9 protein-coding genes are annotated in these 14,360 nt (G+C 65.0%); 6 read left to right on the top strand and 3 right to left on the bottom strand.

Annotated features, from left to right (window positions below):
* Nucleotides 1-181 precede the first annotated feature (181 nt).
* Entirely contained in the window at nucleotides 182-1,798 is a 1,617-nt protein-coding gene (locus PSEEN_RS22445) for a response regulator (RefSeq protein WP_011535867.1), read from the bottom strand.
* Nucleotides 1,799-2,046: 248 nt separating this feature from the next.
* On the opposite strand from PSEEN_RS22445, the gene PSEEN_RS22440 reads away from it, so the two are divergent.
* Both PSEEN_RS22440 and PSEEN_RS22435 read left to right on the top strand, forming a co-directional pair.
* Nucleotides 2,047-3,114: a DUF2333 family protein gene (locus PSEEN_RS22440; RefSeq protein ID WP_011535866.1), complete on the top strand. Its 1,068-nt coding sequence runs from the start codon at nucleotides 2,047-2,049 to the stop codon at nucleotides 3,112-3,114.
* Nucleotide 3,115: 1 nt separating this feature from the next.
* Nucleotides 3,116-3,649, top strand: a complete 534-nt coding sequence (locus PSEEN_RS22435; RefSeq protein WP_011535865.1) for an NUDIX hydrolase — start codon at nucleotides 3,116-3,118, stop codon at nucleotides 3,647-3,649.
* Here the strand turns inward: PSEEN_RS22435 and PSEEN_RS22430 are convergent.
* Nucleotides 3,646-4,257, bottom strand: a complete 612-nt coding sequence (locus PSEEN_RS22430; protein WP_011535864.1) for an acyltransferase — start codon at nucleotides 4,255-4,257, stop codon at nucleotides 3,646-3,648. The two genes, PSEEN_RS22435 and PSEEN_RS22430, sit on opposite strands and share 4 nt — an antisense overlap.
* Before the next feature lie 341 nt (nucleotides 4,258-4,598).
* On the opposite strand from PSEEN_RS22430, the gene PSEEN_RS22425 reads away from it, so the two are divergent.
* The 3 genes from PSEEN_RS22425 to PSEEN_RS22415 all read left to right on the top strand — a co-directional run bounded on the left by PSEEN_RS22425 (nucleotide 4,599) and on the right by PSEEN_RS22415 (nucleotide 7,684).
* Complete coding sequence (locus tag PSEEN_RS22425; RefSeq protein ID WP_011535863.1) at nucleotides 4,599-4,970, top strand: translation initiation factor Sui1; 372 nt, start codon at nucleotides 4,599-4,601, stop codon at nucleotides 4,968-4,970.
* Between the two features lie 152 nt (nucleotides 4,971-5,122).
* The gene (gene speA, locus PSEEN_RS22420; RefSeq protein ID WP_011535862.1) at nucleotides 5,123-7,036 is read left to right on the top strand and encodes an arginine decarboxylase; all 1,914 of its coding nucleotides are present in this window, start codon (nucleotides 5,123-5,125) and stop codon (nucleotides 7,034-7,036) included.
* A gap of 192 nt (nucleotides 7,037-7,228) precedes the next feature.
* Entirely contained in the window at nucleotides 7,229-7,684 is a 456-nt protein-coding gene (locus PSEEN_RS22415) for an REP-associated tyrosine transposase (RefSeq protein ID WP_011535861.1), read from the top strand.
* Nucleotides 7,685-7,819: 135 nt separating this feature from the next.
* On the opposite strand, the gene PSEEN_RS22410 is transcribed toward PSEEN_RS22415, so the two are convergent.
* Entirely contained in the window at nucleotides 7,820-9,157 is a 1,338-nt protein-coding gene (locus PSEEN_RS22410) for an MATE family efflux transporter (protein WP_011535860.1), read from the bottom strand.
* Between the two features lie 215 nt (nucleotides 9,158-9,372).
* On the opposite strand from PSEEN_RS22410, the gene PSEEN_RS22405 reads away from it, so the two are divergent.
* Nucleotides 9,373-14,277, top strand: a complete 4,905-nt coding sequence (locus PSEEN_RS22405; protein ID WP_011535859.1) for an alpha-2-macroglobulin family protein — start codon at nucleotides 9,373-9,375, stop codon at nucleotides 14,275-14,277.
* The last annotated feature ends 83 nt before the right edge of the window (nucleotides 14,278-14,360 follow it).

Here is a 14,360-nt window from a genome sequence, read left to right as displayed (position 1 = left end):
TTATTGCTGTTTTGTGACGGGGTGATGACGGCGGCGGGTTGGCGCCATAAAAAAGTGGCACAGTGCCGCTATTCCTGTAGGAGCGGCTTCAGCCGCGATCCAGGCGCCGCAGCGTGTGGCACCAGCTTTGCTGGTGATCGCGGCTGAAGCCGCTCCTACAAGGTCGGTGTGGATTCCGAGGTTATGGGTCGACTCTTACGACGCAGTTGCGGCCGGCATGCTTGGCCCGGTACAGCGCTTCGTCCGCGGCGCTGGCCATGGTCAGCGCATCCAGATTGTCGTCCAGTTGGACGACCCCGGCGCTGAACGTGCACTGCAGGTCGTGGGGCTGCGCGGGGTAGTGGATCTCGGCGAAGCGCCGGCGGATTTCGTCCAGCACCTTGTGCGCGGCCTCAAGCGCGGTGTTGGGCATGACGATGGCGAACTCTTCGCCACCGTAGCGGCCGATGTAGTCGGTCTTGCGCAGGCGTTGCTTGAGGAACAGCGCCAGGCTCTTGATCACCCGGTCGCCCATGGGGTGGCCATGGCGGTCGTTGATCTTCTTGAAATGGTCGATGTCGAGCATGGCGAAGCTCAACGGCTGTTCCTCGCGGCGTGCGCGGAAGCTGCAATCCTCGAGCAGTTGCAGGATATGGGTGTGGTTGTACAGCCCGGTCAGGCTGTCACGCACCATTCGAGCCTTGAGGTGGCGGGCGCGGGCGGCGCGGTTGCGCACCGTGGTGATCAGGTGGCGCGAGCGGATCGGCTTGGTGAGGAAGTCATCACCCCCTTCGCTCATGGCGTCGAGCTGTTTGTCCAGGTCGTCCTCGGCCGACAGATAGATGATCGGCACGCTGACATAGCGGTCGTTGTGGCGGATCACCTTGGCCAGTTCCGTGCCGCTGCACTCGGGCATGTACATGTCGAGAATGATCAGGTCAGGCTGGAAATCGGCCAGTTCGCTCATGGTGCGGATCGGCTCGGTGAGCGTGCGAGTGATGATGCCGGCGCTGTTGAGCAGGCGCTCGGTATGCATGGCCTGGGCGCGGGAATCGTCGATCACCAGCACGCGGAACGGGTCGTACTGGGTGGCGCTGGTCAGCAGCTCGACTTTTTCCAGCAGGCTGGAGGCCTCCAGGGTGCCGGTCAGGAACTCCTGGCCGCCGGCGCGCACGGCGGCCAGGCGGGTGGGGGTATCGGTCTCGTGCAGGCTGAAGAACAGCAACGGGATGTGCTGCTCCAGCCCCTGCTGGGCCTGGGCGGCCAGTTGCAGGCCAATGCCAGGGCCGGTGAAGTCCACGTCCATGATGATCGCCGACGGTAGGCGCTCGCTCATCGACGCCTGGAACGCCTCGGCGCTGTACAGGGCCTGTACGGTCAGGCCGAAGAACTCCAGCTGCTGAGCCAGGCGCTCGGCACGGTCATGGTCCTGCAGGACGATATACACCGGCTTGCGCAGTGGCGGCAGGGGCACATTGTCGAGCTGGTCGCCCTTGCGCAGGCCGGTGCGCGACAGGCGTTGCATCAGGCGGTTGAGCTCGCCGATCAGCTCGGAGTTCAGCCGTGCGCTGTTGGCCTCGATGGCGCGCAGGGTCTGGCCGATGGCCGCCGACAGGGTGCCGTGCTCGGGTTGTTCGAAGCGTTCGGCATAACGCTGCAGGCGCAGGTTGGCCTCGCACAGTTCGCCAAGGTCGCCGTTGGACCATTCGCCACGCTGCAGGCGTTGCCAGATCTCGAGGATCTGCCGGGCCTGGTGGATGACCCGTTGGGCGAAATGCTGCTTGAGGCGCTCGTGGCTGGGCTCGGCTGACTGGGTCATGTCCTGACTACTTATAAGGGGAGGGGTTCAGGTTCGATGATGGCTCTATGCTAGCACTGCTTTCCGACAAGCGAGTGCCCAAGGTCAACAAAGTGTTCACGGGACGAATATTCAGTTGCTGACCCGCTGGTCGCTTATACGAATGGCGGCGTCTGCTTTATAGTGCTGCCACGCGGGCTTGTCGTGGCACCCTGGCTGCGGCCTGTGGTCCAAGCCCTGAACTGTCGAGACTGATTAAGGACACTGCCATGCTGGATTGGAAAAACCGCGAGGCCAAGGCCGAGCCCCGTGAGCGGGTCGATACCCGCCGCGCCGCCACCCGCAGCTACCTGGGCGGCCTCTGGAGCCGGGCCCTGGGGACCCTGGTCGGCTTGTACCTGCTGGTGTGCATCGGCCTGGGCTGGTACTGGAGCCAGGAGCCGGCGCTGTTCCCGGTGCAGCAGAACGCCCAGGCCGCCGCCGAGCGCAACGGCCAGCAAATGGTGGTCGGCTACACCACCGTCGAAACCCTCAAGACCGTCGCCGGCACCCTGCTCGACAAGCCGGGCGGCTACATCTCCAACGACCGCTTCCCGCCAGGGCTGTGGATGGACAACATGCCGAGCTGGGAATACGGCGTGCTGGTCCAGGTACGCGACCTGTCCCGGGCCCTGCGCAAGGACTTCGCCCGCTCTCAATCGCAGTCGACCGAAGACGCCGACCTGGCCAAGGCCGAGCCGCGCTTCAACTTCGACAACAAGAGCTGGATCCTGCCATCGAGCGAGTCGGAGTTCGAAGAAGGCATCAAGTCGCTGAGCCGCTACCAGACCCGCCTGGCAAAGGGTGACCAGGGCGCGATCTTCTACACTCGCGCCGACAACCTGAACAACTGGCTGGGTGATGTGGCCACCCGCCTGGGCTCGCTGTCGCAACGGCTGTCGGCCAGTGTTGGCCGGGTCAAGCTGAACAACACCCTGAAGACTGAATCCGTGGCCCCCGGCCAGGCGCCGCAGGTTGACGAGGAGGTGGTCGAGACGCCTTGGCTGCAGATCGACAACGTGTTCTACGAGGCCCGTGGCCAGGCCTGGGCTTTGTCGCACTTGCTGCGCGCCATTGAGGTGGACTTCGCGGACGTGCTGGCGAAAAAGAATGCCACGGTCAGCGTGCGGCAGATCATCCGTGAGCTGGAAGCTTCGCAGGAGGCGCTGTGGAGCCCGATGGTGCTCAACGGCAGCGGCTTCGGCATGTGGGCCAACCACTCGCTGGTGATGGCCAACTACATTTCCCGGGCCAACGCCGCGGTCATCGACCTGCGCCAGTTGCTGTCGCAGGGCTGAGATGCCTATCAACCCTGCCGAGGTCGCGCACCGCGCGGCCTCCGACGCCGAGCTGGTGGCTTGGGTCGATGAGCATGACCAGCTGCTTGGCGCCCTGCCACGGGCCGAGCTGCGCGAGCGCGGCCTGATCGGGCGTTGCACCTTCATCCTGCTGTTCAACGGCGCGGGCGAGCTGTGCGTGCACCGGCGCACCCTGAGCAAGGCGCTGTATCCCGGTTACTGGGATGTGGCGGCCGGAGGCATGGTCGGGGTGCAGGAGTCCTACGCCAACTCGGCGGCCCGGGAGCTTGCCGAGGAGCTGGGGGTGAGCGGCGTCGAGCTGCGTTTTCACGAGACGTTCTACTTCGAGCAGCCGGGCAACCGTTTGTGGTGCGCGGTGTATTCGGCGGTCTGGGACGGGCCGCTGTGCTTGCAGCCCGAGGAGGTCATCGAGGCGCGGTTCATCAGCGTCGAGCAGGCCCAGGCGGAAAGCACGCAGCGACCGTATTGCCCGGACTCGCTGGTGGCGCTGGGGCGCTACAAGGCCCGTGCTTAGTCATAGGCGAACTGGTCGATCAGCCCAAGACGCGGTACCTGGGTACCCGGTAGAAGCAAGGCGCCGGGCGCGATGACGGCGTTTGCTCCGATCTTGCAGCCGTCGCCGATCAGCGCGCCGAATTTGCTGACCGCTGTTTCTATCACCTTGTCGCCGTGGCGAATCCTGATGGGCGCGCCATCCAGCTCATTGCGATAGTTGGCGATGATGGCACCGGCTTCGACGTTGACATTCGCCCCGATCAACGAGTCGCCGACGAAGTTGAAGTGTGCCAGTTTGCTGCCATCGAGCATGAAGCTGCTTTTCACCTCGCAGCTTGGGCCAACGATGCACTGGCGGCCCAGGTAGACCCCGCCCCGCAGGTAGGCCCCGGCGGCAACGAAACAACCCGCGCCGATGATGATCGGACCTTTCAGGACTGCGCCCGTTTCGACTGTCGCGGTCTCATGGACCGCGCAATCGCCCTGGCGTCGGTAGCCTGGCGGGAGCCTGCCCAGTAATGCCATGACCTGATGGTGGCTGTCGTGGGTCACCTGCCAGGCCATGGGCAGGTTCAGGCGCAGTTTGTGCCAATGGGCGATGAACTTGCTGACAGTGGGAACCTTCATCGGACGCTCTCCTGCGTGATGGTTGGCGAAGACCGTACTATGGCGGCTGCTGCGGCCATTGCCATAAACGAATCGTTTCCGGGTGTTGGGGTAAGGCGCCTTCGATGCAGGCTCTAGCATCGAGCTCCCAGGCAAGGTTTTCGCGTCGCACTGAGTCAGGTCGCAAAACATTCGTAAAATGGCGCAATCCTGTACTTAGCAATCGCCGGATTTATCGTTACACTGCGCGCCCTTTTCGGGCTGTCGCAGGACCTTGCGGCAGTAGCGCCGCCCCTGCCAGAGTGGGGCTTCGCGGTCGGCAACCGTCGACCAGTTTTTGTCCTCAGCACAGAGGAACAAAAGTGGCCAAGAAAGCTTCTTCCTTCGCCGCCCTAGGCGGTCTCGTATATTCCACCGATGCCGGTCGGCATTGCCCAGACTGTGGCAAGCCGGTGGACGCCTGCATCTGCAGCCAATTGGTCATCCCCGAAGGGGATGGCATCGCCCGTGTGCGCCGTGAAAGCAAAGGGCGTGGCGGCAAGACCGTGACCACGATCACCGGCGTGCCCTTGCCCCTCGACCAGCTCAAGGAGCTCGCCAGCACGCTCAAGCGGCGCTGCGGCACCGGCGGCGCGCTCAAGGACGGGGTCATCGAGATTCAGGGCGACCATGTCGAACTGTTGCTCGGCGAGCTGATCAAACAGGGCTTCAAGGCGAAGAAATCCGGCGGCTGAGGCCTCCGCGCGACTTTTCGCCCAGCGCTTTCTAAACTCGATGCCGTGGCCAGGGTCTATCCGGGGGCACGGACGATTCGTCATTTTCAGCTTCTACACTGCGCCCGCCACCTGACGGGGCAGTGTCTTGGACTTATCTATAGGGGACTTGAATGTCCGTACGACGCACACGCAAAGACGATGGTAGCCAGTGGACCGTGGCCGACAGCCGCAGTGTTTATGGCATCCGCCATTGGGGCGCTGGTTATTTCGCCATCAATGAAGCCGGGCGCGTCGAAGTGCGCCCCAACGGCCCGGACAGCGCACCGATCGACCTGTTCGAGCAGGTCCAGGAGCTGCGCCAGAGCGGTTTGTCGCTGCCGCTGCTGGTCCGTTTCCCGGACATCCTGCAGGACCGCGTGCGCCAACTAACCGGTGCCTTCGACGCCAACATCGCGCGCCTCGAATACCAGAGCCAGTACACCGCGCTGTACCCGATCAAGGTCAACCAACAGGAAGCGGTGGTCGAGAACATCATCGCCACCCAGAACGTCTCCATCGGCCTGGAGGCCGGTTCCAAGCCCGAGCTGCTGGCGGTGCTGGCGCTGGCTCCGAAAGGCGGCACCATCGTCTGCAACGGTTACAAGGACCGCGAGTTCATCCGCCTGGCGCTGATGGGCCAGAAGCTCGGCCACAACGTGTTCATCGTGATCGAAAAGGAATCCGAGGTCGCCCTGGTGATCGAGGAAGCCGCGGAGCTGAAGGTCAAGCCGCAGGTCGGCCTGCGCGTGCGCCTGTCGTCGCTGGCTTCGAGCAAGTGGGCCGACACCGGGGGCGAGAAGTCCAAGTTCGGCCTGTCCGCCGCCCAGCTGATCTCGGTGGTGCAGCGCTTCCGTGACGCCGGCCTCGACCAGGGCATCCGCCTGCTGCACTTCCACATGGGCTCGCAGATCGCCAACCTGGCGGACTACCAGCACGGTTTCAAGGAAGCCATCCGTTACTACGGCGAGCTGCGTGCCCTGGGCCTGCCGGTCGATCACATCGACGTCGGTGGTGGCCTGGGCGTCGACTACGACGGCACCCACTCGCGCAACGCCAGCTCGATTAACTACGACATGGACGACTACGCCGGCGTGGTGGTCGGAATGCTCAAGGAGTTCTGCGACGCGCAGGGCCTTCCGCACCCGCACATCTTCTCCGAGAGCGGCCGCTCGCTGACCGCGCACCACGCCATGCTGGTGATCCAGGTGACCGACGTCGAGAGCCACAACGACGAAATGCCGGTGATCGAGAACAAGGAAAGCCTGCCCGAGACCGTGCAGTGGCTGGCCGACCTGCTGGGCCCGACCGACATCGAGATGGTCACCGAGACGTACTGGCGCGCCACCCACTACATGGGTGACGTGGCCGCGCAGTATGCCGATGGCAAGCTGACCCTGGCCGAAAAAGCCCTGGCCGAACAGTGCTACTTCGCCGTGTGCCGTCGCCTGCACAACTCGCTCAAGGCCCGCCAGCGCTCGCACCGCCAGGTGCTGGACGAGCTGAACGACAAGCTGGCCGACAAGTACATCTGCAACTTCTCGGTGTTCCAGAGCCTGCCGGACACCTGGGCCATCGGCCAGGTACTGCCGATCATCCCGCTGCACCGCCTGGACGAAGAGCCGCTGCGCCGCGCCGTGCTGCAGGACCTGACCTGTGACTCCGACGGCAAGATCAACCAGTACGTCGACGAGCAGAGCATCGAGACCAGCATGCCGGTGCATGCGGTCAAGGTGGGCGAGGACTACCTGCTGGGTGTGTTCCTGGTGGGCGCGTACCAGGAGATCCTGGGCGACATGCACAACCTGTTCGGTGACACCGACTCGGTGAACATCTACCAGAACGCCGACGGCAGCGTGTACCACGCCGGTATCGAGACCCACGACACCATCGAGGACATGCTGCGCTACGTGCACCTGTCGCCGGAGGAGTTGATGACCCACTACCGCGACAAGGTGGCCAGCGCACGGATCAGCGCGCGGGAGCGGACGCAGTTCCTGGATGCGTTGCGTCTTGGGTTGACCCGGTCTTCGTACCTGTCTTCATAAGCAGGGGCCCGCGTTGCGGGCCTTTCGCGACACAAGGCCGCTCCCACAGGATGGCGCCGTCCGTTGTGGGAGCGGCCTTGTGTCGCGAAATGAGGGCGAAGCCCTCACCGAATTCACATCGAGAAATAGTCCAGTCGCTGACGACCCTGCCACCACGGCTAACTTTGAATGCAATGTTCAAAGGAGGGCGTCATGGACAGCCCATGCTCCCACTTATTACGTCGAGGCCGGTTTTCCGAGCCCGGGCGCCTCTATTTGCTGACAACCACTACCCGCGACCGCAAACCGCTGTTTGCTGACTTCAACCTGGCCAGAGTCGTGGTCAAGCAGATGCGCCTTTGTGATCAGAAGCATGCATGTCGTACTTTGGCTTGGGTTTTGATGCCTGACCATGTCCATTGGCTTGTCGAGCTTGGCCATGCCCGGTTGAGCACGCTGATGTGCGCGTTCAAATCTCGAAGCAGCAATGCGCTATATCGCGAGGGTGTTGAACGGCGGCACATCTGGCAGGCCGGATTTCATGACCGGGCATTACACCGGGAGGAGGACGTCAAAGCGGTCGCCCGGTACATCGTTGCCAATCCCATTCGTGCGGGGTTGGCCAAGCGAGTTGGTGAATATTCACATTGGGATTGCGTGTGGCTGTGACCAAGCTGGTGAGGGCTTTGCCCTCATTTCGCGACACAAGGCCGCTCCCACAGGCACTTCACATGCCTTATGGAAATCGCTGTACCTGTGGGAGCGGCCTTGTGTCGCGAAAGGGCCGCACAGCGGCCCCTGGCGTCATCGAATCCAACGGTCCCGCCGTTGCAACCGCCACCCCACCCACCCGAGCGTCCCCCCCCGCAACGCCATGAACAGCAGAAACGCCAACCACAACCCATGGTTGCCGAACCCGCGCAGGACAAACGCCACGGGCAGCGCAATCAACACCGACAGCAACATCCCATTGCGCATTTCCCGCGCCCGCGTCGCACCAATGAACAGCCCATCGAGCAGATAGCTCCACACCGCGATCAACGGCAGCACCGCCAGGTAGGGCAGGTACGGATACGCGGCCTCGCGCACGCTGGCGATATCGGTCTGCAAATCGACGAACAAGTGCCCGCCCAGCATGAACAGCACCGCGAAGCCCAGGCTGGCAATCAACGACCAGCCACCTGCGACCACCAGCGTGTGCTGCAAGGCCGCACGGTCACGGGCGCCGATGGCGTGGCCGCACAAGGCTTCGACCGCGTGGGCCAAGCCATCGAGGGCATAGGCGGTCAGCAGCAGGCCATTGAGCAACAGCGCATTGGCGGCCACGGTGGCCTCGCCCAGCCGCGCGCCCTGCACGGTCAGCAACAGGAACACCAGCTGCAACGCAAGGCTGCGCAAGAAGATGTCGCGATTCACTGCCAGCAAGGGACGCCAGGCTTGCCAGCGTTTCAAGGCGGCCCAGACGATGCGTCCGGGATGAGCGCGCAGCGCCGGGCGGGTGAGGGCCAGGCCGAGCAGGGCGGCGCTCCACTCGGCTATCACCGAGGCTCGTGCCGAGCCGATCACGCCCCAATCCAGGCCGAGCACGAACCACAGGTTCAGGGCGATGTTGAGCACGGTGGTAGTCAGCATGATCGCCAAGGGCGCCCGGGCGTTCTGTGTGCCCAGGAACCAACCTACCAGGGCATAGCAGGCCAGTGCTGCCGGCAGGCCGAGCAGGCGGGTGTGGAAGAAGGTTTCGGTGGAGGCGAGCAGGGCTTCGCTGGGTTGCATGCCCTTGAGAGCCAGCTGACTGAAGGGCAGGGCCAGTAGACCGATCAACAGGGCGAAGCCGAGCGCGAGCAGCAGCCCCTGTACCAGCACCTGGCGCAGCGCGGCACCATCGGCGCGACCGGCGGCCTGGGCGGCGAAACCGGTGGAGCCCATGCGCAGGAAGCCCATCGGCCCGACGATGAAGGCGAACAGGGTGGCGCCGACCGCCACCGCGCCCAGCTGGTGGGCGTGTGGCAAGTGGCCGATCACCGCGGTGTCGACCAGGGCCACCAGGGACAATGAGATGTTGGAGAGGATCATCGGCACGGCCAGGCCCCAGACCTTGCGGTGGGTGGGCTGGTCGCGCCAGGCGGTGGACAGTGAGGGCATTTGGGGTCCTGGTAACAGTGGGGCCGCTTCGCGGCCATTCGCCGGCAAGGCCGGCTCCTACAAGGACCGTGCAAACGATGTGGCCGCATTGTAGCGGCCGGACAACCCTTGCGCGCGAACCGCGTCGCACTTGCCACTCTTCAGCAGGTAAGCCAGCCGCCGTTACGCTATAGTTGCTGCCCTCACGTACACGCTGCCGAAGAGTTCTCTCTCAAATGCTCAACAAAGGATTGTTGCTGGCCTGCGCGCTGGCCCTGCTCAGTGCCTGTGATTCCTCCACGCCGGACAAGCCATCGGCGCCTACCGAAGCGGCCACCGCCGTCGCGCCCGTCGAGACGAAGACGGCCACGCGCGAAGACCCGGCCGCGCTCGCCAAGCGCTACGCCGGCCGCGAGCTGACCGTGCTGGACGTCTCGGAAGTGCAGCTCGACGGCGCCAGCACCCTGTCGGTCAGCCTTTCCGCGCCGCTGGACGCCAACCAGGACTTTGCCGCCAAGCTGCACCTGGTGGACACCGTCAAAGGCAAGGTCGACGGTGCCTGGGAACTCTCCGACAACCAGATGGAGCTGCGCCTGCGCCACCTGGAGCCGCAGCGCAAGATGGTCTTGACCATCGACAAGGGCCTGCTTTCGGTCAACGGCAACGCGCTGCAGGCCGAGTCGGTCAGCCGCTTCGAAACCCGCGACATGCAGCCCACCGTGGGCTTCGCCAGCCGTGGCTCGCTGCTGCCCACGCGCCTGGCCGAAGGCCTGCCGGTGATCGCCCTGAACGTCGACAAGGTCGATGTCGAGTTCTTCCGCATCAAGCCGGACATGCTCTCGACCTTCCTGGTCAACTGGGGCCGCAACTCCAGCCTGTACTACTACCAGTCCAAGGAAACCCTGGACATGGCCGAGCTGGTCTACAGTGGCCGCTTCGACCTCAACCCCGCGCGCAACACCCGCGAAACCGTGCTGTTGCCGATCGCCGGGATCAAACCACTGCAGGAGCCGGGCGTGTACCTGGCAGTGATGCGCGCCTCGGGCACCTACGACTACTCGCAACCGGCCACCCTGTTCACCTTGAGTGATATCGGCGTGTCCGCCCACCGCTACCGTGATCGCCTGGACGTGTTCACCCAGGCCCTGGAAGGCGGCAAGGCGCTCAAGGACGTCACCCTCGAACTGCACGACGACAAGGGCAAGCTGCTGGCCCAGGCCAAGACCGATGGCGATGGCCATGCCCAGCTACCCATCACCACGAAGGCCGACACCCTGATCGCCACCCAGGGCGTGCACACCACCTTGTTGCGGCTGAATACTGCCGCGCTGGACCTGGCCGAGTTCGATATCACCGGCCCCCAGGCCAACCCGCTGCAATTCTTCATCTTCGGCCCGCGTGACCTCTATCGTCCGGGCGAGACCGTACTGCTCAACGGCCTGCTGCGTGACCAGGACGGCAAGCCGGTCAAAGCCCAGCCGGTGAGCGTCGAAGTGCGCCGCCCCGACGAACAGGTCAGCCGCAAGTTCGTCTGGGAGGCCGACCAGAACGGCCTGTTCCAGTACCAGCTGCAACTCGCCACCGAGGCACCGACCGGCCGCTGGCAACTGCTGCTGGACCTGGGCGGTGGCCGCAAGCAGGTCTATGAATTCCTCGTCGAGGACTTCCTCCCCGAGCGCCTGGCGCTGGAGCTCAAGGGCAGCAGCACGCCGCTGTCGCCGGACGAGACCGCGTCGATTCAGGTCAATGGCCGCTACCTCTATGGCGCGCCCGCCGCCGGCAATCGCCTGAGCGGCCAGGCCTACGTGCGCCCGCTGCGTGAAGCGGTGAAGGCGCTGCCGGGCTACCAGTTCGGCGCGATCACCGAGACCGACCTGAGCCAGGACCTGGAGCTGGACGAAGTCACCCTCGACCAGAACGGCAAGTCGCGAATCGACATCGACAGCCGCTGGGCCGAAGCCCGCTCGCCGCTGTTGCTGACCGTACAGGCCAGCCTGCAGGAGTCCGGTGGCCGGCCGATCACCCGCCGCCTGGAGCAACCGATCTGGCCCGCCGAGCGCCTGCCGGGCCTGCGTGGCCTGTTCGATGGCGAAGAGACCGACGGCGATGGCCCGGTGGAGTTCGAGTTCCTGGTCGCCGACCGCGACGGCAAGAAACTCGCCGCCAACAACCTGAAGGTGCGCCTGATTCGCGAACGCCGCGACTACTACTGGAACTACTCGCAGAGCGACGGCTGGAGCTACAACTACAACGAGAAATTCCTCACCCAGGCCGAGGAAACCGTCAGTGTGAAGGCCGGTTCCACCGCCAAGCTGAACTTCCAGGTGGAGTGGGGCCCGTACCGTGTCGAAGTGGAAGACCCGCAGACCGGCCTGGTCTCCAGCGAGCGCTTCTGGGCCGGCTACCGTGCCCAGGACAACGCCGAAGGCGGTGCCGTGCGCCCCGACCAGGTGAAAATCGCCCTGGACAAACCGGCCTATAAGGACGGTGCCACGGCCAAGGTCACCGTCACCCCGCCGGCCGCCGGCAGTGGCTACCTGATGATCGAGTCCGCCGATGGCCCGCTGTGGTGGCAGGAAATCGACGTACCGGCCGAGGGCAAGACCTTCGACGTCGAGCTGGACAAGAAATGGGCCCGCCACGACCTGTACATCAGCGCCCTGGTGATCCGCCCGGGCGAGCGCAAGGCCAACGCCACCCCCAAACGCGCCGTGGGTGTGCTGCACCTGCCGTTGGACCGCGCCGAGCGCAAGCTCGCGGTCAGCTTGCAGGCGCCGGAGAAGATGCGACCCAAGCAACCGCTGACGGTCAAGTTCAAGGCCGCCAATGCCGACGGCAGTGTGCCGAAGCAGATCCACGTACTGCTGTCCGCGGTGGACGTAGGCATCCTCAACATCACCGACTTCAAGACCCCCGATCCGTTCGCCAGCCTATTCGGGCGCAAGGCCTACGGCGCCGACCAGCTGGACATCTACGGCCAGCTGATCGAAGCCGGCCAGGGCCGCCTGGCCAGCCTCGCCTTCGGCGGTGACGCCGCCATGGCCAAGGGCGGCAAGCGCCCGAACACCACGGTGACCATCGTCGCCCAGCAGAGTGTGCCGGTGACACTCGATGACAAGGGTGAGGGACAGGCCACGGTCGACATCCCCGACTTCAACGGCGAACTGCGCTTGATGGCCCAGGCCTGGACCGAAGAGCACTTCGGTGTGGCCGAAGGCAAGACCGTGGTTGCCGCGCCGCTGATCGCCGAGCTGTCGGCACCACGCTTCCTCGCCGGTGGCGACCGCACCAGCCTGGCGCTGGACCTGGCCAACCTCTCCGGCCGTGCCCAGCAACTGACCGTGCAACTGGTCGCCGAAGGCCAACTGAGCCTGGTCGGTGGCGCCCAGCAGAACGTCGCACTCGGCGAAGGCCAGCGCATCACATTGATGATACCGGTGCAGGCCCAGGGTGGCCTGGGCCAGGGCAAGGTGCGCGTGCAGGTCAATGGCCTGCAGCTACCGGGCGAACCGGCCAATGCCTTCGAGCGCGAGTGGACCCTGGGTGTTCGCCCGGCCTACCCGGCGATGCTCAAGCATTACCGTGTGGCGTTGAAGGACCAACCCTGGAATCTGCCTGAGAGCGATCTGGCCGAGTTCGAAGCGGCCGGCCTGGAAGCCACCCTGGCGCTGTCGAGCCGCCCACCGCTGAACCTGGCCGAGCAGATCCGCGCCCTCGAGGCCTACCCCTACGGTTGCCTGGAGCAGACCACCAGTGGCCTGTACCCGTCGCTGTACGCCGACGCCGACAGCCTCAAGCGCCTGGGCATCAAGGGCGAGCCGGCCGATGTGCGCAAGCGCAAGATCGAGATGGGCATCGAGCACCTGCTGGGGATGCAGCGCTACAACGGCAGCTTCGGCCTGTGGAGTTCCGACAGCGAGGAAGAGTACTGGTTGACCGCCTATGTCACCGACTTCCTGCTGCGGGCCCGCGAGCAAGGCTACGGTGTGCCGGCCGAAGTGCTGAAGAAGGCCACCGAACGCCTGCTGCGTTATGTGCAGGAGCGCAACCTGATCGAAGTCGATTACAGCCAGGACGCCGACCACATCCGCTTCGCCGTGCAGGCCTACGCCGGCCTGGTGCTGGCGCGCAGTCAACAGGCGCCGCTGGGTGCCCTGCGCAGCCTGTACGATCGCCGCGCCGATGCCCGTTCCGGGCTGCCGCTGGTGCAACTGGCGGTGGCGCTGGACAAGATGGGCGACAAGCAGCGTTCGCAGGACGTGCTCAAGGCCGGCCTGGCGGTTGGCCGCGGCAAGGGCTGGATGGCCGACTACGGCAGTGCCGTGCGTGACCAGGCGCTGATCCTGGCGCTGCTGCAGGAGAACAACCTGGCGGGCAATCAAGTTGACCAGCGCCTGTTCGCGCTGTCCGACGAACTGGCCGCCAACCGCTGGCTGTCCACCCAGGAGCGCAACGCGCTGTTCCTCGCCGGCCGCGGCCTGTTGGGCAAGCCCGAGGGCAACTGGAAGGCGCGCCTGAACAGCGCCGGTGAAATCCGCGAGTTCAGTAACAACGACTCGGGGATGAAGCTCGAAGGCCCATTGCTGGCCTCGCCGCTGACCGTGCAGAACGAGGGTGGCGACACGCTGTACCAGCAACTGACCTTGTCCGGCTACCCGCGCCAGGCCCCGGCTGCCAGTGGCAACGGCCTGGAGATCCGTCGCGAGTACCTGGGCATGAATGGCCAGCAGCTGGATGTGCGCAGCCTGCGCAGTGGCGACCTGGTGCTGGTGCACCTGGCGCTCAAAGCGCAAAGCCAGGTGCTTGACGCGTTGGTGGTGGACCTGCTGCCGGCGGGCCTGGAGCTGGAAAACCAGAACCTCGCCCAGAGCGCTGCCAGCCTGGATAACGCCAGCAGTGCGGTGAAGCAGTGGCGCGAGTCGATGCAGAACGCCAGCGTGGTGCACCAGGAGTACCGTGACGATCGCTATGTGGCGGCGCTCAAGCTGGACAGCTACGGCACCACCCACCTGCTGTACCTGGCCCGTGCGGTGACGCCGGGCAGCTACCGCATTCCGCCACCGCAGGTGGAGTCGATGTACCGGCCGAACTTGCAGGCGATTGGCGAGAGCCAGGGAGAGATGGTGGTGCGCGCCCGCTGAACCAACGCGCCTCCTGTAGGAGCGGCCTTGCGTCGCGAAAGGGCCGCAGAGCGGCCCCAGGATCCAGACGGTTCGGCAAAGGT

This window comes from Pseudomonas entomophila L48 (assembly GCF_000026105.1).
GTDB classification, from domain to species: domain Bacteria; phylum Pseudomonadota; class Gammaproteobacteria; order Pseudomonadales; family Pseudomonadaceae; genus Aquipseudomonas; species Aquipseudomonas entomophila.
This window is presented reverse-complemented; position numbering and strand designations above follow the sequence as displayed.

What these genes read in the sequence shown, in the direction of transcription:
- PSEEN_RS22445 (WP_011535867.1), bottom strand. Translation starts at nt 1,798, where the DNA reads ATGACCCAGTCAGCCGAGCCCAGCCACGAGCGCCTCAAGCAGCATTTC.
- PSEEN_RS22440 (WP_011535866.1), top strand. Translation starts at nt 2,047, where the DNA reads ATGCTGGATTGGAAAAACCGCGAGGCCAAGGCCGAGCCCCGTGAGCGG.
- PSEEN_RS22435 (WP_011535865.1), top strand. Translation starts at nt 3,116, where the DNA reads ATGCCTATCAACCCTGCCGAGGTCGCGCACCGCGCGGCCTCCGACGCC.
- PSEEN_RS22430 (WP_011535864.1), bottom strand. Translation starts at nt 4,257, where the DNA reads ATGAAGGTTCCCACTGTCAGCAAGTTCATCGCCCATTGGCACAAACTG.
- speA (WP_011535862.1), top strand. Translation starts at nt 5,123, where the DNA reads ATGTCCGTACGACGCACACGCAAAGACGATGGTAGCCAGTGGACCGTG.
- PSEEN_RS22415 (WP_011535861.1), top strand. Translation starts at nt 7,229, where the DNA reads ATGGACAGCCCATGCTCCCACTTATTACGTCGAGGCCGGTTTTCCGAG.
- PSEEN_RS22410 (WP_011535860.1), bottom strand. Translation starts at nt 9,157, where the DNA reads ATGCCCTCACTGTCCACCGCCTGGCGCGACCAGCCCACCCACCGCAAG.
- PSEEN_RS22405 (WP_011535859.1), top strand. Translation starts at nt 9,373, where the DNA reads ATGCTCAACAAAGGATTGTTGCTGGCCTGCGCGCTGGCCCTGCTCAGT.